The organism is Lentzea sp. NPDC051213 (assembly GCF_044455585.1).
Taxonomy (GTDB): Bacteria; Actinomycetota; Actinomycetes; order Mycobacteriales; family Pseudonocardiaceae; genus Lentzea.
The window spans coordinates 111,345-132,003 of the sequence record NZ_JBITEX010000002.1 but is presented as its reverse complement, the minus strand read 5'-3'; the positions used below and the strand labels follow the sequence as shown (position 1 = coordinate 132,003).

Sequence of the window (20,659 nt, the reverse complement as noted above, 5' to 3'; positions counted from 1 at the left end):
CGGGCGCCGACCACGCAGCCGATTAACGTTAAAGTTCCGACCTGATGCGAACGAAGACCGTGCGGGTCCTCCTGGTCGAGGACGACGATGGCGACGCCCTGCTCGTCGATGCACTGCTCGAAGAGGCGAGGGCGCCGTTCGTTGTGTCACGCGCCCGGACGCTCGCGGAGGCCGAGCAGAAGCTCGCCGACGCCCAATGTGTGCTGCTCGATCTCGGCCTGCCCGACTCGCAGGGCCTCGACAGCCTGCACCGGCTGCTCACCAGGCCGAACGCACCCGCGATCCTCGTGCTGACCGGGCTCGACGACGAACGCGAGGGCATCGAGGCCGTCGCCGCGGGCGCCGAGGACTACCTCATCAAGGGCCAGGTCGACGGCGAGCTGCTGCTGCGCGGTGTCCGTTATGCCGTGGAACGGCGCCGTGCCGACGACGCCCAGTTCCAGCTGCGCGAGGCGAAACTGCTGGCCTCGGAACGGGCCCGCCTCGAACGCGGCCTGCTCCCTCCCCCGCTGCTCAAGAGCTCGGACGTGGACATCGACGTCCGCTACCAGCCGGGCGGGCAGCGGATGCTGCTCGGCGGCGACTTCTACGACGCGGTCGGCATGCCGGACGGCACCGTGCACGCGATCATCGGCGATGTCTGCGGCCACGGCCCGGACGAGGCCGCGCTGGGTGTCTGCCTGCGGATCGCGTGGCGTGCCCTGGTGCTCGCGGGCGAACCGCCGGAGAAGGTGCTGCGGACCCTGGACCAGGTGCTCGTCGCGGAACGGCACGGCGAGGGCATCTTCACCACCGCCTGCATGGTGACCGTGAGCCCGGACCGGCGCACGGCGCGCTACTTCCTCGCGGGCCACCCTGAACCGCTGCTCGTGGTGGGCAGGCAGATCGTGGACCTGCCCCAGTCGAAGATCGGGGTACCGCTCGGCGTGCTGCCCGACTACGCCTGGACCGGCGTGGACGTGCCGCTGCCGCCCGGCTGGTCGCTCGCCTGTTACACGGATGGATTGATCGAGGGCCGGGTACCCGATGACACCGATCGGCTCGGCGTCGAGCGCCTGTGCGACATCCTGCGCAGACACCTGACCGATGGCCCCGACTGGATGGACTCCCTCATCGCGGAGGTGACGGAGCTCAACGGTGGGGCACTCGACGACGACGTGGCCATTCTGCTGCTGAGGGACGGAACGTGAACCTGCCCGACCGCTTGCCCGCCGGCCGGTTGCTGGTCATCATCGTCACGATCCTGCTGGCCATGACGGCGGTCGCGATCGCGTCGACGGTGGTGGCGCTCAACTCGCTCGCCGACGCGCGGGCCCGGTCGATCGACCAGGTCGCCCCGGCGGAAAGCCGCGCGAAAGACCTCACCCGCGCGTTGCTCGACCAGGAAACCGGCCTGCGCGGGTACGCCCTGGCAGGCGAACAGGGCTTCCTCACGCCCTACGTCGACGGGCAGACCGCGGAGAAGCAGGCCGAGGACGACGTGCGCGCTGCCGTCGGCGACGTCAACGGCCGGGTGAGCCGCATCGCGATGCTCGCTCAGCAGTGGCGCGACGACTACGCGGACACCGCGGTCGCCCGCATCCGCGTGCTCGGGCCGGGTCTCGAACCCGCGGGCAACACCGATCGCGGCAAGGTGCTGTTCGACAGGATCCGTTCCGAGACGGACGCGTTGCAGGCCGACATCGCCGAGCTCGGCCGCGTGGCGCGCAATGAACTCAACTCAGCGGCGACCCTGGTGCTGTGGCTGGTCATCGGCATGGGCGTGCTGCTGGTGGCGGTGATCGCCGGCCTGTCCCTGTTGTTGCACCGCCTGCTGATCGAGCCGCTGTCGAGCCTCGCCGAGCAGGTCAGGGAGGTCGCGTCCGGCGAGTTCGACCGCGACATCGACGCGCACGGTCCACGCGAGACGGTCATGCTCGGCGAGGACGTCGACGCGATGCGCCGCCGGATCGTGCAGGAGCTCGAGACCCTCGCCGAGGCGAAGGCCGAGCTGCAGCGCTCCAACTCGGAGCTGGAGCAGTTCGCCTATGTCGCCTCGCACGACCTTCAGGAGCCGCTGCGCAAGGTGGCGTCGTTCTGCCAGCTGCTGCAACGCCGCTACGGCGGCAAGCTGGACGAACGTGCCGACCAGTACATCGAGTTCGCCGTGGACGGCGCGAAGCGGATGCAGGGCCTGATCAACGACCTGCTGGCGTTCTCCCGCGTCGGCCGCATCACGCGCGAGATGACGGTGGTCGACCTCAACGAGATCGTGCGTCAGGTCGTGGAGAGCTACTCCGAACGCATCGAGGAGACCGGCGCCCGCATCGAGGTCGCGGATCTCCCCGCCGTCCGGGGTGAGACGTCTCTGCTCAGCGCGGTGTTCCAGAACCTGATCAGCAACGCGTTGAAGTTCAAGGGCGCGGACGCACCGGTGATCGCCGTCGGCGTCGAACCCGACGGGGAGCTGTGGAAGTTCTCCGTGCGCGACAACGGCATCGGGATCGAGCCGGAGTACGCTGACCGGATCTTCGTCATCTTCCAGCGCCTGCACCCGAAGGACGCCTATCCGGGCACTGGTATTGGACTGGCGATGTGCCGCAAGATCGTCGAGTTCCACGGCGGCACGATCTGGCTCAGGACCGATGTGGACTCAGGGACGAGTTTCGAGTTCACCCTTCCCGTGGTACCCGAACTCGTTGCCGACGTTGAGGAAGTACATGTCTGAGTCTGCGCTGAACGTGATCGACGTCCTGCTCGTCGAGGACGATCCGGGCGACGCCCTGATGACCCAGGAAGCCTTCGACCACCACAAGATCCGCAACACCCTGCACGTGGTGAAGGACGGGGTGGAGGCGCTGGAGTTCCTGCGGCGCGAGGGTCAGTACGAGAACGCGCCGCGGCCGGGGCTGATCCTGCTGGACCTGAACCTGCCCCGCAAGGACGGCCGCGAGGTGCTGAGCGAGGTGAAGGCCGACGCCGAGCTGCGGTCGATTCCCGTGGTCGTGCTGACGACCTCGGAGGCCGAGGAGGACATCCTGCGCAGCTACAGCCTGCACGCCAACGCCTACGTCACCAAGCCGGTGGACTTCGACCGGTTCATCGAGGTCGTCCGCCAGATCGACGACTTCTTCGTCACCGTGGTGAAGCTGCCGCGCTGATCACCGCGGCGCTGAAGTCCAGGCAGGACCGGCAGATCTGCGCCTGCGCCCCCTGATGGACAGGCTTCGTCTCGCTGCAGAACGAGCAGTCGCCGACCTCGGCGACCTGAGCCTCGGCGACGCAGATGTCGCAGATCAGCGCGGCGGGCCCCGCCATCATCTTGTCGACCTCGTCGGCGAGGCGCCCGCAGAACCAGCACTTCTCGGTGCGCTTCGACTGCTCGACGATCTGGTGCACTCGCTGATGGCTGATCTTCAGCGCTTCCGCGATCTCGCGCATCGACCCACCGGCGCGGTGCAGGCGCAGCACGCTGTGGTGGTAGACGGCCTTCGCGATGTCGGCCTGGTCCTGGGCGGCAGCCGCCGTCGTGCCCGCGTTGCGCGCTGCCGCCAGCAGTTCCTCGTCGAGCGTCATGCCGTCTAGGGTAGCTAGACGCGCCTAGGGCCTGTTTCTTGGATCTCGTTCGATGAGAGTCGAGCCTGAGGTGGTTCCTGGCGGTGCGGGCGACAGGCCCGCATACCGGTGTTGTATGTGGGCCTGTCGCCCGTGCCGCCAGGGGCCGCCTCAGGCCCGGCTATCGCGAACACGGATCCGAGAAGCAGGCCCTAGTGCGTCTAGACACTCAGTCCACGCCGCGCACGATCATCGGGTCTTCGTCGGCCTGGACGACCCACACCTCGTCATCACGGGGTGGTGGGACCACCGGGGCCCAGATTCCGGTCCCACCGGGACGGACCTGCTTCGGTAACACGGGTTCCTCTCGCGCAGTCATGCACTCTGGCTACCCGCCTGAGCGGAACGTATGCCCGACAGCATCGTCGTGATGGCGACCATGACCCGCGCGGTGGCCTCGTCGAGCACCTCGGCGGTGAGCTCGCGGTCGTACAGATCGGACAGGTCGACCGGCGCACCCGCGACCACGTCGACTTTCTTGCGCGGCAACAGCCGCGGCAGGATCGTGCCGCGCGGCAACAGGTCCTGCGTTCCCCACTCGGCGACCGGCACGACGGGCACGCGGCTCTCCAGCGCCATCCGCGCGACCCCGGACTTGCCCTTCATCGGCCAGTGCTCCGGGTCGTCGGTGAAGGTGCCCTCGGGGAACACCATCACGCACTCCCCCGACCTGAGCGCCTCCACGGCGGGCCTCAGCGCCTCGGCGGCCTTCACCGTCCCGCGTTCCACCGGGATGTGGCCGCCGGAGCGCATGACCCAGCCGATGACGGGTGTGCGCCACAGCGACGCCTTCGCCAGCACCCGCGGCACCCGGCCGGACATCAGCGCGAACACCACGGCGCAGACCGTGTCCGCGTTCGACAGGTGGTTGAACGCGAGGATCACCCCGCCGTTGCCCGGCACGTGGTGACGGCCACGCACGCGCAGTCGCACGAACAGCACGACGATCGGCCACAACACGTCGATCGCCAGCGAGAACCAGAATCCCCGGCCCCTGCGGGGCATCTTCCAGGTCCAGGTGGCCAACTCCAGCGGTGTCACGCTTGGTATTCGAGCACGCCGGCGTTCATCGTTCGGGTCAATTCGCCACGTTCGACCAGAACATCGAGATGTGCGGCCGTCTCACCGATCGCCAGCACCTGGTTGAACATGTCGAGATCGTCGAACCGGCGCTGCCGCCGGGTCCAGCCGATCTTGCGGGCGGTCTCGAACGCACTGCCGGCGACCGCCTTGAAGGTCTCCTCCAGGCGCTGCTCGTGGTGGTGCAGCAGCTCGTCGACGCGGCTGTGCACGCTGTCGGTCACCGGCCCATGGGCTGGCAGCAGCCGCAGGTCCGGCAGCTCGCGGGTCAGCCTGAGGGACGTCAGGTAGTCGCCCAGCGGCAGTTCTGGGCGCAGCGGCTCGAAGCCGATCGACGGGGTGATGTGCGGGAGCACGTGGTCTCCTGAGAACAGCACGCTGGCCGTGCGGTCCGCGAACACCACGTGCCCGCGGGTGTGGCCGGGGGTCGGGATGACCTCGATCGAACGGTGCTCCAGCTGCACGGTCGCGGCGGTGAGCCACTCGTCCGGTTCCTCGTAGTCGCGCAGCGCGTCGTCGCGGTTGACGTGGTGCATGATCTTGATCCACGTCTCCGCCAGCTCGTGGGCACCCCATTTGCGCAGGTCGTCGACGTGCTGGTCCTCCTGCCCGTGCAGGATGTGCAGCAGCGAGGGCTGCTCGCCCAGGCCGAGTCCGATCTTGCTCCCGAACAGGCGGCGCAGCGACACGGCCATGGTGAAGTGGTCGCGGTGCACGTGCGTGACGAGGAAGCGCCGGATGTCCTCGAAACCCTTGCCCAGGGTGCCGAGCGCGTCCTCGAGCTGGGTGCGCGCCTCGTCCAGCGCCCAGCCCGAGTCGATCATCACGAGGCCGTCGCCGTCCTCGATCGCGTAGACGTTGACGGCTTTCAGGCCGTCGTTGGGCAGCGGCAGCGGAATGCGGTGCACCCCTGGTGCCACCTCGAACGCGCCCGGTTCACTCCACACGCCCGCTCACCTCGTTGTCAGCGCTCAATGTTGTTAGCCTCAACAACTACTTACCGGACGGTAACACGGTATTCCGGGTGCTTGTCGATGTACTTCGCCACGAACGGGCAAAGAGGCGAAACCTTGACGTCACGGGCCTGCGCGTCCTCGAGCGCGAACTTGGCGAGCTGGGCACCGAGCCCCTGGCCGGCGTAGGCCTCGTCGACCTCGGTGTGCACGAGCGCGATCACGTCGCCGATGATCCGGTACTCGAGGAACCCCGCGAGCGCACCCTCGACGTGGACCTCATACCTGCTTTCGGCGCTGTTGTCGATGACCATGACGCTATCTTGCCCGCTGAGTGGAAAATGACGCGCATGGACGTCTACCTGCTCATCCTGGGTGACCACCTCCCCAACCCGTGCACGGGCGAAGAGGTGCCCCAGAGCGACCGGCTGCGGGCCATGGTCGAGCAGGCGACGGTGGCCGAGGAGGCGGGGTTCGCGGGCGTCGCGATCGGCGAGCACCACTTCACCCGCTACATCGTGTCCGCCCCCGAACTGCTGCTCGCGGCGGTGGCGGCGCGGACGTCCACGTTGAAGCTCTCCACCGGGGTGACCCTGCTCGCCCACCGCGATCCGGTGCTGGTGGCCGAGGGGCTCGCCACGCTGGACGTGCTCTCCAACGGCCGCGCCGAACTGATCGTCGCGCGGGGCGTCGACCAGCAGACCGACGCCGCGTTCGGCGTGCAGCCGGGTGACCTGCGCGCGAAGTTCGAGGAACATCTGAGGCTGCTGCTCAAGCTGCTCGAAGAGCCGTCGGTGAGCTGGGACGGCCGGTTCCGCGGGCAGCTGAGCGCGGTGACCACCACCCCGCGCCCGGTGCAGACGCCGCGGCCGACGGTGTGGATCGGCTCGGGGTCGGCGGTCTCGGCCGATCTCGGGGCGGAGCTGGAGATGCCGCTGATGCTGCCGTCGACGCTGCGGGACCCGTCGATCTACCGCGAGGTGGTGCAGCGGTACCGCGAGCGCTTCCCCAGCGGCCGGGTCGGCGTGCCGAGCCACGTGTTCGTCGCGCACGACGACGCCCGCGAACGGTGGCGGCCGCATCTCACCGAATACGCGCGGTTCGCCGACCCGTGGCGCGGGGACGGCCACATCGACGTGGACGCGATCATGGACGGTGCCGCGGTGTGCGGGACGCCGGACGAGGTGGCCGCGCGGCTGAACGAGCTGGCGGAGCACCTGACCATCGACACGCACCTGGTGATGGTGGACATCGGCGGCATGCCACACGAATCGGTCATCGAGACGATTCGTCTCTTCGGCGCCGAGGTGCTCCCGAAACTTGTTTAACACCAACGCTGCGGCGGGTTAACACGCAGCAGCGAAGATGAACGCGTGGGCATCACCGTCATCGGCATCACGCATCCGGAGCAGGTCGGGGTTCTCCCCGGCGGCACGAACGTGATCGTGCTCGCCGATGACGGCACACATTCCGATCACTTCCTGGACACCGACTTCGGCGCGCACCAGCTGGTAGTGCGTGCTTTTGGGCATGGGTCGGCGTTCTTCGCAGTGGCGGACAAAGCCCGCGAGCTGGGCGCGAGCCGGGTTCTCTTCGGCGGTTTCCGGGAGCTCGCCACCGAAGAGGACCCGGTGCTCGTCTTCGACTCCCCCGGCCTGATCGCGTTCAACGCGCCGTTCGCCGAGCGGATGTCCGGCTGGGCCCGGCCCGCCAGCGCCTACCGCGATGGCCTGAAGACCTGGCTCACCACACACGCTGTGCGCGCGGGACTACGCGTTGTCGCGGCGGGAACCCAGGCGCCGTGGAATCCATTGAGGACGGATGAAGTCCCGATGCGACGGAAGTTGACGGCGTAGTCCTCCGAAGGCTGAAGACATTGCCGTGTGGCAGTGAAATATCGTTTCCCCCGCGGCCGCGGCAACACGCGTACGCAACGCAACTGAGAGATGTCTCAGCGCAACTGAGAGTTCTCTCAGCGTGGCGACTCGGGCGGGGGTACCGGGGTTAATCTCAGGGTCTATCTCAGTGAAAGACCTGACCCTTCGGTGTGCCCGTGTCGCCGAAGATGGTGCGCACAAAGCCACAGGAGGGGACAAACAGTGAGCGCGTCCGATGGAGTCGCGGCGAGAGCCGTCGACGTGTGGAAGTCCTACGGGTCCGGCGACGCCGCCGTGACCGCGCTCGCCGGGGTGAGCGTCGAACTGGAGAGGTCGCGGTTCACGGCGATCATGGGCCCGTCGGGGTCCGGCAAGTCGACGCTGATGCACTGCATCGCGGGGCTTGACGACGTCACGAGCGGCGAGGTGTGGATCGGTGACACGAAGGTCACCGGGCTGAAGGACCGCGGTCTCACGGAACTGCGGCGCGACAAGGTCGGCTTCATCTTCCAGCAGTTCAACCTGCTGCCGACGCTGACCGCGGAGGAGAACATCACGCTGCCGATCGCCATCGGCGGCAAGAAGGTCGACCGCGCGTGGTTCGACGTCGTGGTGGACACGGTCGGTCTGCGCGACCGCCTCACGCACCGGCCGACGCAGCTGTCGGGTGGTCAGCAGCAGCGCGTGGCGTGCGCGCGGGCTCTCGTGTCACGGCCGGATGTCGTGTTCGCGGACGAGCCGACCGGCAACCTGGACTCGCAGTCCGGTGCCGAGGTGCTGGGATTCCTGCAGCGGTCCGCCCGCGAGTTCGGGCAGACGATCGTGATGGTCACGCACGACCCGAACGCCGCTTCGTACGCCGACCGCGTCATCTTCCTCAAGGACGGCCACATCGTCCGCGAGCTGCTGTCGCCGTCGTCTGAAGAGGTTCTGGACACGATGAAGCACCTCGACGATATCGATGTCGCGGTGCCGCATGTTTAAAGCGACTATCAAGAGCTTGCTCTCCCGCAAGCTCCGGCTTGTGCTGTCCGCGCTCGCGGTCGTGCTGGGCGTGATGTTCGTGTCCGGTTCGTTCGTGCTGACCGACACGCTGCAGCGGTCGTTCACCGACCTGTTCTCGTCGGCCTTCGCCAACGTGGACGTGTCGGTGGCGCCGAAGCAGGAGAAGGGCAAGGCCCCGGAACCGCTGACGCCCCAGGCGATCGCCGACGTGAAGTCGGTGCCCGGCGTGGCGTCGGCCGTCGGCGACGTGCAGGGTTCCGCGCGGCCGATCGGCAAGAACGGCAAGGTCATGACGACGTCGGGCGCGCCGCGGCTCGGCTTCAACTGGACGGGTACCGGCCTCGAGAAGATCCGCGACGGCAAAGCCCCGGCGGCCGGCAACGAGGTGATCCTCGGCGCGTATCTGGCGTCCACGGGTGGCTTCAAGGTGGGCGACGACATCTCGCTGCTCACGCTGGAGCCCAAGAAGACCTTCAAGATCACCGGCATCTTCGAGTACGCGGGCGGTCGCGACTCGCTGGGCGGCGAGCTGGCGGTGGCGTTCACCGAGCCCGTCGCGCAGCAGTTGATGCTGGGCAAGAAGGACGCGTTCTCGGGTATCACCGTGACGGCGGCGAACGGCACGACGGACGACGCGCTGCGGGACGCCGTCGCGGCGAAGATGGGCTCCGCCTACGACGTCAAGACCGGTGCGGTGCTGGCGAAGGAGCAGGCCGACCAGATCAACGAAGGCCTGAAGTTCTTCAACTACGTGCTGCTCGGGTTCGCCGGCATCGCGTTGTTCGTCGGCATCTTCATCATCCTCAACACGTTCTCCATCATCGTCGCCCAGCGCACGCGTGAACTGGCGCTGCTGCGGTCGATGGGTGCCTCACGCGGCCAGGTCATCGGGTCCGTGGTGCTGGAGGCGTTCGTGATCGGCCTGATCGCGTCGATCGTCGGTCTCGGGGCAGGGGTCGGCGTCGGTGCGTTGCTGGCCAACATCTTCAGCACGGTCGGCGGCGGCAACCTGCACCTCGCGGGCATCGGCGTGCCGATGTCGGCGGTGATCTCGTCGTTCGCGGTCGGCCTCATCGTCACGATGATCGCGGCGGTCATGCCGGCGCTGCGGGCGTCGCGGATCGCGCCGGTCGCGGCGATGCGGGAGGCGGCGACGCCGGACCGGCCGCTGACGAAGATCACCATCATCGGTGCCGCGGTGGCCGCGCTGGGTGGCACGGGGCTGGGCTTCGGGTTCAACCAGGCGTCGCTGCCGCTGATCTTCGGCGGCATCCTGGTGGCGTTCGTCGGTGTCGCGCTGCTGACCCCGATCCTGTCCAAGCCGATGGTGTCCCTGATCGGACGCCTGCTTTCCTGGTCCATGCCAGGGCTTCTGGGCCGGCGCAACTCCGCGCGCAACCCGCGCCGGACCGCGATCACCGCGGCCGCGCTGATGGTCGGCATCTCGCTGATCACCGGCGTGAGCGTGGTGCTGACGTCGGCGACCAAGTCGATCGAGAAGCTGGCCTCCGGTCAGCTCCAGACCGACCTGATCATCTCCGGCGAGGGCCAGATGGAGGGCGCGCCGGCGACGTTCAAGCGGGACGTGCTGACGCAGGTCGAGAAGACCGACGGCGTCAAGTCGGCGCTCGGCTGGTCGCAGGACGGCGTGCTGGAGGGCGAGAACCAGATGTTCGCGGTCGCCGTCACCGACATGCCCGCGATGACGACGATGTTCGCGCTCAAGCCGAAGGCCGGGAACGTCGCACCGCTGAAGGACGACCAGATCGCGCTGCCGGAGGACATGGCGGCCGAGAAGGGCTGGTCGGTCGGCAGCAAGGTCACGCTGCAGCTGGCCAAGGGCGAGCCGCAGACGTTCACGGTCGGCTTCATCTGGGTCAAGTCGCAGGTGCTGCAGGGCGCGGTCGTGCTGCCGGAGTCGGCGGGCAAGAACTTCCGGTCCGACCAGATCGCCCAGGCGTTCGTTCAGGTCAAGCCGGGCGTGTCGGCCGCGGACGTGCAGAAGCGCGTCGAGCCACTGCTGGCGGACAACCCTGAGATCACCGTGCAGGACCGCAGCGCGTTCGTGAAGCAGACGACCTCGCAGTTCGACACGGTCCTGCTGATGATCCAGATCCTGCTGGCGCTGGCGATCCTGATCGCCGTGCTCGGCGTCATCAACACGCTGGCGCTGTCGGTGATCGAGCGGACCCGCGAACTGGGTCTGCTGCGGGCCATCGGCATGCGGCGGTCGCAGGTCATGCGGATGATCACCGTCGAGTCGGTGGTGATCTCGGTGTTCGGCGCGGTGCTCGGCCTCGCGGTCGGTCTCGCGCTCGGCATCGCGACCGTGCAGGCCCTGAAGGACCAGGGCATCTCGGAGATCGGGCTGCCCTGGGCCACCATGGTCCAGTACCTGGTGGTGGCCGCGTTCGTCGGCGTGATCGCGGCGATCCTGCCCGCGATCCGCGCCGCCAGGCTCAACGTGCTGGACGCGATCGCCTACGAGTGATCCGCGGGGAACTGGATCACGCTCATCAACCGGGGCCGCCGGCCGTCCACTGGACGGTTGGCGGCCCTTTTGGCGAGCACCGCCCGCAGCTCCTCCAGCACCTCACCGGTCTCGTCGTCGTCCAGCCAGATGACGCCCTGCCGGTAGCAGACCGAGTCGTCGAACGGCATCGCGCCCGGCCGGTCCAGGTAGCCGTTGAACTCGCCGAGCAACGCGGCCATCGCGGAGGCGAACCCGGCCCTGTGGTCGTCCAGGGACATCGCCTTGCCGTCCTCCGGCGCGATCGTGGTCCGGTCCTGCCGCAGCCGGTAATGCCGCTCGACGGCGCCGCGCACCCGTTTCTCCGCGACGACCTCCAGCAGACCGCCCTCGAGCAGGAGTCCGACGTGCCGGTACACGGAGGTCTTCGGCACGTCGCTGAGCCGTTCGCTGATCTCCGCGGTCGTGCGCACGCTGTCGCCCGACAGCGCGTACACGATCCGCAGCCGCACCGGGTGCAGCAGAAGTTCCACCGTGTCCACCCCGGAACTATCCCATATCCGGTAACGTTCCCAATATTGGAAACAGTCGGAGGGGGACGCTCGTGCGCACGACACCGTTGGACGACCTGAGCTGGCTGGACGAGGCGATCGGCGACGCGCGGGTGATCGCGCTGGGCGAGAGCTCGCACTACAACCGCGAGACCTATCTCTTGCGGCACAAGGTGTTGCAGCACCTCGTGGAACATCACGGCTTCACCGCGTACGCAATGGAGACCGGCTTCACCGAGGCACGAACGGTGTGTGACGGCGACCTCTCGGACGCGCTGGCGAACGGCCTGACGTCGCTCACCGGCATCTGGACCGAGATGCGCGCGCACCTGGAGTGGCAGCGGACCACGGACTCGCGGTTCTACGGCATCGACCTGGGCGGCGCGAACGCCTCACTGGTCCCCGGTCTCGCCGCCCTGCCGGGGGTCCCGGAGTTCCTGCTCGAGACAGCGACCGCGTTCGGGGCGGAGTCGGCGTACTCGGCGCCGGCCGCGTTCGGCAGGTACGCGGCACTGGAGCAGTCCACCCGAGACGCCCTGACCGCGGGAATCGCCGAGCTGCGCGCACATCTGACCGCCGAACGGGGCACAGACCCCGCCGTGGTGCGGTCGGCCCACCTGGTGGCCGCGCTCGACCTGGTCATCAGGGCGATGGCCAGGGGCGAGCAGCGCGAGGCCATGTCGGTGCGGGACGCGGCGATGGCGGACACCGTGTCGTGGATCCTGGAACGCGAGGACCGGATCCTGCTGGCCGCGCACAACGGCCACCTCCAGCGCTGGCCCGGCGTGCTGCCGGGGATGGAGGCCATGACCCCGCTGGGGCTGCACCTGGCCGACCGGCTCGGCGACGACTACGTCGTGATCGGCGCGACCAACGGCAGCGGCCGCACCCTCCACCAGGGCCCGGAGTTCTTCACCGGCCAGTTCTTCGCCGACCTGCCCGCACCGGAGGCAGGCAGCCTGGACGCGTTCATGGGCGAGCTCTGCGACGAGCCGTTCGCACTCGACCTGCGCCGGCTGTCCACAGAGGACGCCTCACGGGTCAAAGCCGTGCCACGACAACGGTTCGGCCCGTCCTACGCGGAGCTCGACGCGACCGTCGCGTACGACGTGATCGTGCACCTGCCCCACGTCGGCGAGGCGACCTTCGACGCCGGCGCGCTGGACGCCTCCCCGGAGGAGGTCAGGAAGTTGCTACAAGTCGCGTCCACGTCGTGACGAGCCACGACTCGTAGGCCTCGATGCTCCACCCCGTGGTCTTGGTGAGCAGCAGGTAGGTCTCGGCCTGACCGAGCACCGCCCCCGTCTCCGCGACCCAGTCCACATTGCGTTCTGAGATCAGGCCATCGGCGGCCAGCTTCCGGAAGAAGCCGCCGATGGCCTGATGTGTCTGCGTGCGGGCCGCCTGCGCGCGCTCGGCGATCTCGGGTTCGATCGCCTCGGCCTGCTGCGCCACCTGGAGCAACGAGCCGGTGCGGTCCATCAGCTGCGCGCCGATCTTGGCCATCCGCGCGATCCGCTCCTCCGCCGTCGGTGCGTTCATCGCCTGCTGGAACCAGTCCCGGTCGGGCACCGCGACCCGGTGGTAGTCCCCCGCGATCGCCACATCCAGGCAGCGCTGCAGCAGCACAGCCTTGGTCGCGAACCGCACGTACACCGTGCGGGCCCCCACGCCGGCATGTTTCGCCACATCGGTGAGCGTCGTGGCCACGTAGCCGCGTTCGGCGAACAGCTCGGTGGCCGCCTCGATGATCCGGACCTCGGTGTCCGCTCGGCGCGCGGCCCGCAAATCCCGGTTGACGTCGTCTGTCACATGTTGCAGTCTAACTGCATAAGTGCAGTCTTACTGCAATCAGGAGGTAACGAGATGAGCAAGACACCTCTTCTCGAGGGCATTCACCACATGAAGCTGCCGGTTTCCGACATCGACAAGTCGTACGCCTGGTACCACGAACACCTCGGCTACGAGGCGAAGATGAAGTTCGTCGAGAGCGGCGTGCTGATGGGCGTCGCCATGGGGCACCCCAACGGTGGCCCGTCGCTGGCCCTGCGGGTCGACCCGGACCGCGCGGCCGTGGCCTCCGGGTTCGACTTCTTCTCGATCGGCGTGCCGGGCAAGGACGCCATCGACGCGCTCGCCACCCACCTCGCCGACGTGGGCGTCGCGCACGACGGCGTCATCCGCACGCCGGTCGGGTGGGTGCTGTCGGGGATCCACGACCCGGACGGCTACGACGTCCGCTTCTACACCGTGCCGCTGGAGCTCCCCGCGGACCTCGCCGAGCCGATCGTCAGAGAGTCATGACCACGATGACGGCCACGAACGGCCGGACCACGTCCATCGCATGTGGACTGTTCGCTCTCTGCCTCTTCGGGACGGTGGCCAACGACGGCACGGTCTCCGCGTTCTTCGCGGTGGGTGCGGCCGCCGTCTTCGCAGTCGTGCTCACGCGGTTGACGCACGGGGACTCGGCCTGGTTCACGGCCGCACGCACGTTGGGCACGGCCGTGGTGGCGGGCCTGCTCGTCTCGGCCGCGCTGCGCGGAGCCATCGCGCACCTCACCGGTCACGAGGAACTGCCGCTGCCTTCGGCGGACGTGCTGAACTACTCGACAGCACTGGACCACATGCTGCTCAACGTCCCGGTGATGGCGGCGCTCGCACTCGTCATCGGAGCGATCTCCGTCGCCACCCTGCGCACGTTCCGCTGGACCGCGTACGTCGGCATCGGGGCAGCCGTCGTCGTCCTCGCCGCAGTCGTGCTCCAGATCGGTGCCTACGCGATTCCCGCGGTGCTGCTCTGGGTGCTGTGCCAGGCCGTCGCACGCTGGCACAGCACCCCAGAGCAGTCAGGCGCAGCGCGTCACGCGTGAGGACAGGTGTCCCGGTAGGCACTGATGAGCGTGTTCGGCGCCGGGGCCGGACACAGGAACTGGTCGTAGCGGACGTCGTTGTCCACGAACCGCTTGAGCCACGACAGCGTGTACTTGCGCACGGTCACGTTGTCGCTGCGCGGATCGGAGTGGTCGCCGCCGCGCAGTTCCAGGAAAGCCTTGTCGGGCGCCGCCGTCATCGAGGTGTAGAACGGCAGCGAGTGCTGGGAGTTGGGGGCGGTGGGGTCGCTCTGGCCGCCGAGCACGAGAGTCGGTACCTGGACACCAGGCCAGCTCTTGGTGCTGTGCCAGCCGGCCAGCGGGATCGAGGCCTGCAGAGCCGGCCTGCTGACGGAGGCGCGCAACGCTCCGCCGCCGCCCATCGAGTGGCCCATCACGGAAAGCCGGGACGCGTCCACGCGGGGGTTCGTGCGGACCGCGTAGTCGAGTGCCGCGAGGAGCTGGCGGCCCCGGCTGTCCGGGTCGTCCCAGCCGGACAGGGTGTTGATGGTGACCACCACGAAGCCGAACGACGCCAGGCGCGGCCCGAAGTGCGCGACGGACGACTGGGTGGCGGTGAAGCCGGGCGAGATCGCGACCGCACCGAACGTGAGGTCGCTGGTGGGGGTGTAAATGGTGCCACCACCGAAGTTCGACTGCCGGGGAATGGCGGCCGAGGTGACGGCGAACGAGCCCCGGGAGGCCTCGACAGATGCGGCCGTGGGTGCCGGGCCGCGTTCGTAGGGGTTGGCCGCCGCGGTGGCAGTGGCCGGGATCAGCGCCAGGATGAGCGCCGCAAGCACAGCTTTGATGCGCACGACGATGACACCTCAATTGGTTGCAGGGAGTACCAATTGCGACAGCGCCACGATGTTACCGCTCGGTAAACCTGCTGTGACTCGGCCACAAGGATGGTGCTCTTAACGGACTACGCCAGGCGTAGCCGGTTACCCAGCGCAGCAAATCAGGCAATTGTCGGCCTGCGGCGTCACCGCAGCGGCGGTATGCGTCGAATCGACTGGCGCACAAGGGTGATCGAGTGCCCACTCGGAGACAGTTCCTCGTTCTGAGCTCGACCGCAGCACTCACCAGTCTGCTGACCGAGACACCCGCGTCCGCCACCGAGGCGATCGCGCAGCCGTACGCGTCGTACTGGCACCCGGCCACGATCCTCAACTGGGATCCGGCGACGGACAGGGACGCCAAGTACAACCGCAGCACCGTGCCGCTCGCGAAACGCGTCGTCCCGGCCAGACCCGCCAACGCGCACGCCCACCCCGCCGAGGCACGCGTGCAGGCACTGGTGGCGTACGCGCCGACGAGCAACAACCCCGCGCAGGGCGCGCTCGACATGAACTACTACGCCACGAACTACTGGCAGTACATCGACGAACTCGTGTTCTGGGGCGGCTCGGCGTCGGAGGGCCTGATCCTCGCGCCGAACCCGACCGTCACCGACGCCGCGCACCGCAACGGCGTGCGCGTGATCGGCAACGTGTTCCTCCCGCCGACCGCGTACGGCGGCCAGATCCAGTGGGTCCGCGACTTCGTCAAGCGCGAGGGCGACCGGTTCCCGGTGGCGGACAAGATGATCCAGGTCGCCCGGCACTACGGGTTCGACGGCTGGTTCCTCAACCAGGAGACCGCCGGCGGCAACACCCAGCTCGCCAACGACATGCGCGACTTCATCGTCTACATGAAGAAGAGCGGCCTGCGGGTCATCTGGTACGACGCGATGACCGACTCCGGCAGCGTGTCCTGGCAGAACGCTTTGACGGCGCGCAACCGGATGTTCTTCGAGCAGTCCGACGAGATGTTCATGAACTTCTGGTGGAGCTCCCAGGGACTCGCGAACTCGGCCGCGCTCGCGAAGCAGATGGGCCGCAGCCCGTACGACCTCGCGTCCGGGGTGGACGTCGAGGCCAGCGGCTACAACACGAACATCGGCTGGACCTCCGTCTTCCCCGAGGGCAAGCCGCACGTCACCTCGCTCGGCTTCTACCGTCCTGAGTGGACGTTCAAGTCGTCGGCGAGCCCCGCCGACTTCTACGCCCGCGACAACAGGTTCTGGGTCGGTCCGAACGGAGACCCGGCCAACACCACGACGACGGCGAACTGGAAGGGCATCGCCCACTACATCACCGAGCTGACGCCGATCACCTCGCTGCCGTTCGTGACGAACTTCAACACCGGGCACGGCAAGAAGTTCGCGATCGGCGGCAGCGTGCGGTCGACGCAGGCGTGGAACAACCTGTCGTTGCAGGACGTCCTGCCGACGTGGCGGTGGAGCGTCACGGGCACCGGCACGAAGGTCGTGCCGTCGCTCGACTGGGACGAGCCGTACGACGGCGGCACCGCACTCAAGATCACCGGCACCCCGGTGTCCGCCAACGACGTCCGGCTGTTCGCGACGTCGCTGCGGCTGACCGGGCGCAGCCAGTTCGAGATCGTGCACCGCACCGGCGTCGGCCCGTCGCGGCTGCAGGCCGTGCTGCGGATCGGCACGACCGAGAAGGTGCTGGACCTCGGCGGGGTCAGCGGTGCGTGGCGGCGCAGCGTGTTCCCGCTCGGCGAGCACTCCGGTGCGACGCTGACCGAGATCACCCTGCGGGTGCTGCCGGGTGCTGCGGTCACCGCCCTGATCGGCCGGATCGGCGTCCTGGACCCGGTGCTGACCCCGGTGGTGGCGCCGACCGGTGTCCAGGTCGAGCAGGTGAGCCGCACCAACGCCACGACGGTGTCGGCACGGCTCACCTGGACCAGAGCGCCGGGGGCGGTCCGGCAGTACCGGGTCTACAAGTGGACCGGCAGCGAACGGATCTTCCTCGGCGGCACCACGAACGACGCGTACTTCGTGCCCGCGATCCCGCTGGCAGCCGGGGAGACCGCGAGCATCGAGGTCGAGGCGGTCAGCGAGGCGTTCGACGTCTCACCGCCCGCCGGCATCTCGATCACTGGAACACCCTGACGTAGTCCAGCACCATGTCCTGCGGCAGCTGCGTCCCCGGCCCCGGCGGGCCGGGGAAGTCGCCGCCCACGGCGTTGTTGATGATGATGAAGAACGGGTGGTCGTAGACCCACGGCCCGCGGGTGGACTCCAGCTGGTTCCGGTCGACGGTGAAGAAGGTGGAGCCGTCGACGCTGAACGTCATGTGGCTGGAGTCCCATTCGACGGCGAACGTGCGGAACTGCGCGGCCGCCGGGTTGCTCAGGTCGAGCGGCTGCCCGAACCCGCCCGCGCCGTTGTACGCGGGCGCGTGCAGGGTCGAGTACACCCGGTTCGGCTCGCGGCCGACGTGCTCCATGACGTCGATCTCGCCGCAGTTGGGCCACGGCGTGCGCTTGTCGAAGAAGTCCGCGCCCAGCAGCCAGAACGCGGGCCACAGGCCCTGGCTGGTGGACACCTTGATCCGCGCCTCGACCCGGCCGTAGGTGAAGCTGAACTTGCCGTGCGTGTTGAGCCGCGCCGACGTGTACTGGCACGTGGTGCTGCCGCTGATCGGGTCCGGCGGGCAGGCACTTCCCGGGGTCACCTCCCGGCGCGCCTGCAGGACCAGGTTGCCGTTGCCGTCGTGCCGGGCGTTGTTGTTGTTCGTGTAGTACTGCAGTTCGTTGTTCACGCCCGGTCCGGTTTCCGGTTGCCACTTCGCGGCGTCCGGTCCGCTGCCCGCGGGCGCGTTGAACTCGTCCGCCCACACCAGCCGGCCGGGGAACGACGGGTTCGGCGGCAGTGGCGGTGCCGGTGTCGGGTTGCCCCCGGTGCCGTAGACCTGGAACTCCCACAGCGAATAGCCGTAGCCGTTCGACCTGGCCGTGCCGAACATCCGCACGTACCGGCCGGTCCCGCTGACCGTGAGCGTTTCCTTGAAGCCGCGTCCCGTCGTGGTCTGGTAGAGCTGGCGCCAGTTCGCGTTGTCGTCCGACACCTCGAGCCGGTACGCGGTGGCGAACGCCGGATCCCACTGCAGCACGACCTTGGAGATGGTCGCGGGCGCGCCGAGGTCGACGGAGATCCAGCCGGGATCGACCCAGCCGGTCGTGGAGCTGGTCGCCCAGCGGGTGGCCGGGTCCCGGTCGAACGCCTTGGCCGGCAGGCACTGGCCGCAGTTCGCGTCGTCCTGGGAGGTCGACGCCGCTCCTGCCTTGCCGTACGAGAGCAGGGTTTCGGCGTTCCCGCCGTCGCGGGTGCCGAACACCTGGAACTCCCACAGCGAGTAACCCCACTGAGTCGCCCGCGCGGTGAGGTCGAGCCGGACGTACCGGCCCGTGCCGGTGACCGGGAGCGTCTGCGTGCCGCCGGGACCGGTCGTGGTGCTGTGCAGGTCCTGCCAGGTGTTGCCATCCGCGGAGATGCGGAGGGTGAACGATCTGGCGTGCGCGGTTTCCCACGCGAGGGTCACCTGGTCGACCCTGGCCGAACCGCCGAGGTCGATCTGGATCCACTGCGGGTCACCGAACGCGCTGGACCAGCGGGTGCCGAGGTCGCCGTCCACCGCCGCGGCCGGCACGAACACGGCGTTCTCGCTGGTGGAGGCGGTGACCGGGCGGTTCTGGGAGAGCAGTGGACCGGCGGCCAGGGCCGGCGTGATCGTGGCGGCCGCGAGGACCGCGGCGACGAGGAGTGGGAGTCTTCCGCGTTGAAGGCTTCCTGACATGGGTGCTCCTGGGGCTGGAGAACGGACGGCGTAAGAGCGCTCTCTCCCCTTGGGGCACGACCGAGCGTCGCCGCAGCAAGCCTGCCGTGTCAAGAAAACCGGTACTACTGAACGTTTCTTGCGGATTGACTGCAGATTGCGGCCTGGGCCATGCTCGAATTGCGTGAGAGCGCTCTCCCAGACCCCTGCATTCCCGGTCCGCCGCCCGAGGGTCCTGTCTCCACCTCACCGCGGGCCGAAGGCGTCCGTGCGTACCGCGGTTGGGCGGTACGCACGGACACCCCAACAGCGGAGAGGAAGCTTCAATGAGGAAGCCTCTGTTCCACATCACGGCCGCCATCGCGCTGACAGCGGGAATGCTCAGCATTCCCGTTGCGGCGCAAGGAGAACCAGTTCGGGTCGCCGAGTTCCTCGCGGAGTGCCCGCTCAGCCACCGGCTCCCGGACGACCCGATCGTCCTGCCGAACCTGGCCGGCGCCTCGCACCTGCACGACTTCTTCGGCAACCACTCGACGAACGCCCGCTCCACCCAGCAGTCTCTGGAGGGCCAGACGGGCAACTGCAACCCGGTCTCGGACATCTCCTCGTACTGGGTGCCGACGCTGTACCGGAACAACACGGCGATCGCCGCGACCGGGGTCACCTTCTACTACCTCGGTGAAGGCGTGAACAACCCGGGAGCGATCCAGCCGACGCCGTACGGGCTGAAGATCGTCGCGGGCAACTCGAAGGCCACGGGTGATGCCGACAGCATCGCGCGCTGGTCGTGCCTGCACGCGGGGCACGTCAACCCGTCGAAGAACTTCGTGGTGTGCCCGGCCGGCACGATGCTGGAGACCTACCTGGACTTCCCGCAGTGCTGGGACGGCCGCAACCTCGACTCGGCCGACCACAAGTCCCACATGACCTACCCGGTCGCGGGCGGCTGCCCGTCGAGCCACCCGGTGTCGGTGCCGAAGCTGCGGATGGTGCTGCGGTATCCGGTGAACGGCAGCACGGCCGGACTCAGGTTGTCCTCCGGCACAGGACAAACGATGCACGGCGACTTCTTCAACGTGTGGCCGCGCGCCGAGATGGAGCGCCGCGTCCGCAACTGTCTCAACGTGGTGATCAAGTGCGACCACGCCGGCAATCACGGGTGACAGTCCTCCTGCTGGCAGGCCTTCTCGCGGCCTGCCAGCAGGAACCTCCCCCGGCCGCATCACCTCCGCAGGCCCAGAACTCCTACGGCGCAACGGAACGCGCGTTCGTCGAGCTGGCGATCGCCACCGACGAGCAGGCGCTCAAGCTGCTGGAGCACGCGGGCAGGCCGGAGCTCACCGCGAACCGGAACACCGAGCTGGCGGAGTTGCGCAAGCTGCTGGACGCGCCGTACGTGAACCAGCACGCCGGGCACGACATGCCGGGCATGCCGACCGACGCGGAGATCCAGCTGGCGGCGACCAGCCCGGACGCGCTGGACCAGTTCGTGCGCACGCATCTCACCGAGTCGCTGGAGGTCGTCCGTTCCGCCCGCACTGCGATCACGCACCCACCTACCGCCGAGGTCGTGGCGCTGATGGAACGTCACCGCACCGCGGAGCTGGCGGGCAGCTGACCTG

22 protein-coding genes are annotated in these 20,659 nt (G+C 68.4%); 13 read left to right on the top strand and 9 right to left on the bottom strand.

Annotation, left to right across the window (positions count from 1 at the left end):
• Positions 1-44 precede the first annotated feature (44 nt).
• From ACIA8G_RS07425 to ACIA8G_RS07415, 3 genes are read left to right on the top strand one after another with little or no spacing between them, the layout of a single operon-like run.
• Positions 45-1,190: a PP2C family protein-serine/threonine phosphatase gene (locus ACIA8G_RS07425; RefSeq protein WP_396417465.1), complete on the top strand. Its 1,146-nt coding sequence runs from the start codon at positions 45-47 to the stop codon at positions 1,188-1,190.
• Positions 1,187-2,707: an ATP-binding protein gene (locus ACIA8G_RS07420; protein WP_396417463.1), complete on the top strand. Its 1,521-nt coding sequence runs from the start codon at positions 1,187-1,189 to the stop codon at positions 2,705-2,707. The genes ACIA8G_RS07425 and ACIA8G_RS07420 overlap by 4 nt, the downstream gene beginning before the upstream one ends.
• Complete coding sequence (locus tag ACIA8G_RS07415) at positions 2,700-3,140, top strand: response regulator (protein ID WP_396417461.1); 441 nt, start codon at positions 2,700-2,702, stop codon at positions 3,138-3,140. Before ACIA8G_RS07420 ends, ACIA8G_RS07415 begins: the two co-directional genes overlap by 8 nt.
• On the opposite strand, the gene ACIA8G_RS07410 is transcribed toward ACIA8G_RS07415, so the two are convergent.
• The 5 genes from ACIA8G_RS07410 to ACIA8G_RS07390 all read right to left on the bottom strand — a co-directional run bounded on the left by ACIA8G_RS07410 (position 3,115) and on the right by ACIA8G_RS07390 (position 5,941).
• The gene (locus ACIA8G_RS07410) at positions 3,115-3,555 is read right to left on the bottom strand and encodes a ClpX C4-type zinc finger protein (RefSeq protein WP_396417459.1); all 441 of its coding nucleotides are present in this window, start codon (positions 3,553-3,555) and stop codon (positions 3,115-3,117) included. The genes ACIA8G_RS07415 and ACIA8G_RS07410 overlap by 26 nt on opposite strands.
• A 208-nt stretch (positions 3,556-3,763) precedes the next feature.
• On the bottom strand, positions 3,764-3,913 hold the full coding sequence (locus ACIA8G_RS07405; protein ID WP_396417457.1) for a hypothetical protein: 150 nt from the start codon (positions 3,911-3,913) through the stop codon (positions 3,764-3,766).
• Positions 3,910-4,635, bottom strand: coding sequence for a lysophospholipid acyltransferase family protein (locus ACIA8G_RS07400; protein WP_396417455.1), 726 nt, complete (start codon positions 4,633-4,635; stop codon positions 3,910-3,912). Before ACIA8G_RS07400 ends, ACIA8G_RS07405 begins: the two co-directional genes overlap by 4 nt.
• Positions 4,632-5,621: an MBL fold metallo-hydrolase gene (locus ACIA8G_RS07395; RefSeq protein ID WP_396417453.1), complete on the bottom strand. Its 990-nt coding sequence runs from the start codon at positions 5,619-5,621 to the stop codon at positions 4,632-4,634. The genes ACIA8G_RS07400 and ACIA8G_RS07395 overlap by 4 nt, the downstream gene beginning before the upstream one ends.
• A 50-nt stretch (positions 5,622-5,671) precedes the next feature.
• The gene (locus tag ACIA8G_RS07390) at positions 5,672-5,941 is read right to left on the bottom strand and encodes a GNAT family N-acetyltransferase (RefSeq protein ID WP_396417451.1); all 270 of its coding nucleotides are present in this window, start codon (positions 5,939-5,941) and stop codon (positions 5,672-5,674) included.
• 36 nt (positions 5,942-5,977) lie between these two features.
• On the opposite strand from ACIA8G_RS07390, the gene ACIA8G_RS07385 reads away from it, so the two are divergent.
• The 4 genes from ACIA8G_RS07385 (at position 5,978) to ACIA8G_RS07370 (ending at position 11,000) form a co-directional block, all read left to right on the top strand.
• Positions 5,978-6,955 (top strand): LLM class flavin-dependent oxidoreductase, encoded by a 978-nt coding sequence (locus ACIA8G_RS07385; protein ID WP_396417449.1) that lies wholly within the window; start codon positions 5,978-5,980, stop codon positions 6,953-6,955.
• Between the two features lie 45 nt (positions 6,956-7,000).
• The gene (locus ACIA8G_RS07380) at positions 7,001-7,483 is read left to right on the top strand and encodes a hypothetical protein (RefSeq protein ID WP_396417448.1); all 483 of its coding nucleotides are present in this window, start codon (positions 7,001-7,003) and stop codon (positions 7,481-7,483) included.
• Positions 7,484-7,726: 243 nt separating this feature from the next.
• Positions 7,727-8,488 (top strand): ABC transporter ATP-binding protein, encoded by a 762-nt coding sequence (locus ACIA8G_RS07375; RefSeq protein ID WP_396417446.1) that lies wholly within the window; start codon positions 7,727-7,729, stop codon positions 8,486-8,488.
• Positions 8,481-11,000 (top strand): ABC transporter permease, encoded by a 2,520-nt coding sequence (locus ACIA8G_RS07370; RefSeq protein WP_396417444.1) that lies wholly within the window; start codon positions 8,481-8,483, stop codon positions 10,998-11,000. Before ACIA8G_RS07375 ends, ACIA8G_RS07370 begins: the two co-directional genes overlap by 8 nt.
• Here the strand turns inward: ACIA8G_RS07370 and ACIA8G_RS07365 are convergent.
• Positions 10,991-11,512, bottom strand: a complete 522-nt coding sequence (locus ACIA8G_RS07365) for a helix-turn-helix domain-containing protein (RefSeq protein WP_396417442.1) — start codon at positions 11,510-11,512, stop codon at positions 10,991-10,993. The two genes, ACIA8G_RS07370 and ACIA8G_RS07365, sit on opposite strands and share 10 nt — an antisense overlap.
• A 71-nt stretch (positions 11,513-11,583) precedes the next feature.
• Between ACIA8G_RS07365 and ACIA8G_RS07360 the strand changes: the two genes are divergently transcribed.
• Positions 11,584-12,747: an erythromycin esterase family protein gene (locus tag ACIA8G_RS07360; RefSeq protein WP_396417440.1), complete on the top strand. Its 1,164-nt coding sequence runs from the start codon at positions 11,584-11,586 to the stop codon at positions 12,745-12,747.
• On the opposite strand, the gene ACIA8G_RS07355 is transcribed toward ACIA8G_RS07360, so the two are convergent.
• Positions 12,713-13,342: a TetR/AcrR family transcriptional regulator gene (locus tag ACIA8G_RS07355; protein ID WP_396417438.1), complete on the bottom strand. Its 630-nt coding sequence runs from the start codon at positions 13,340-13,342 to the stop codon at positions 12,713-12,715. The two genes, ACIA8G_RS07360 and ACIA8G_RS07355, sit on opposite strands and share 35 nt — an antisense overlap.
• Before the next feature lie 54 nt (positions 13,343-13,396).
• On the opposite strand from ACIA8G_RS07355, the gene ACIA8G_RS07350 reads away from it, so the two are divergent.
• Complete coding sequence (locus ACIA8G_RS07350) at positions 13,397-13,834, top strand: VOC family protein (RefSeq protein ID WP_396417436.1); 438 nt, start codon at positions 13,397-13,399, stop codon at positions 13,832-13,834.
• Positions 13,831-14,403 (top strand): hypothetical protein, encoded by a 573-nt coding sequence (locus ACIA8G_RS07345; RefSeq protein WP_396417434.1) that lies wholly within the window; start codon positions 13,831-13,833, stop codon positions 14,401-14,403. Before ACIA8G_RS07350 ends, ACIA8G_RS07345 begins: the two co-directional genes overlap by 4 nt.
• Here the strand turns inward: ACIA8G_RS07345 and ACIA8G_RS07340 are convergent.
• Complete coding sequence (locus tag ACIA8G_RS07340; protein ID WP_396417433.1) at positions 14,394-15,221, bottom strand: dienelactone hydrolase family protein; 828 nt, start codon at positions 15,219-15,221, stop codon at positions 14,394-14,396. The genes ACIA8G_RS07345 and ACIA8G_RS07340 overlap by 10 nt on opposite strands.
• Positions 15,222-15,442: 221 nt before the next feature.
• Here ACIA8G_RS07340 and ACIA8G_RS07335 point away from each other — a divergent pair, with 221 nt between their 5' ends.
• Positions 15,443-17,371, top strand: a complete 1,929-nt coding sequence (locus tag ACIA8G_RS07335) for a hypothetical protein (protein WP_396417431.1) — start codon at positions 15,443-15,445, stop codon at positions 17,369-17,371.
• On the opposite strand, the gene ACIA8G_RS07330 is transcribed toward ACIA8G_RS07335, so the two are convergent.
• A complete protein-coding gene (locus ACIA8G_RS07330) occupies positions 17,355-19,058 on the bottom strand; it encodes a discoidin domain-containing protein (protein ID WP_396417429.1) in 1,704 nt (567 codons plus the stop codon). The two genes, ACIA8G_RS07335 and ACIA8G_RS07330, sit on opposite strands and share 17 nt — an antisense overlap.
• A gap of 305 nt (positions 19,059-19,363) precedes the next feature.
• Between ACIA8G_RS07330 and ACIA8G_RS07325 the strand changes: the two genes are divergently transcribed.
• Complete coding sequence (locus tag ACIA8G_RS07325; protein ID WP_396417428.1) at positions 19,364-20,200, top strand: DUF1996 domain-containing protein; 837 nt, start codon at positions 19,364-19,366, stop codon at positions 20,198-20,200.
• Complete coding sequence (locus tag ACIA8G_RS07320; protein WP_396417426.1) at positions 20,197-20,655, top strand: hypothetical protein; 459 nt, start codon at positions 20,197-20,199, stop codon at positions 20,653-20,655. The genes ACIA8G_RS07325 and ACIA8G_RS07320 overlap by 4 nt, the downstream gene beginning before the upstream one ends.
• Positions 20,656-20,659 lie beyond the last annotated feature (4 nt).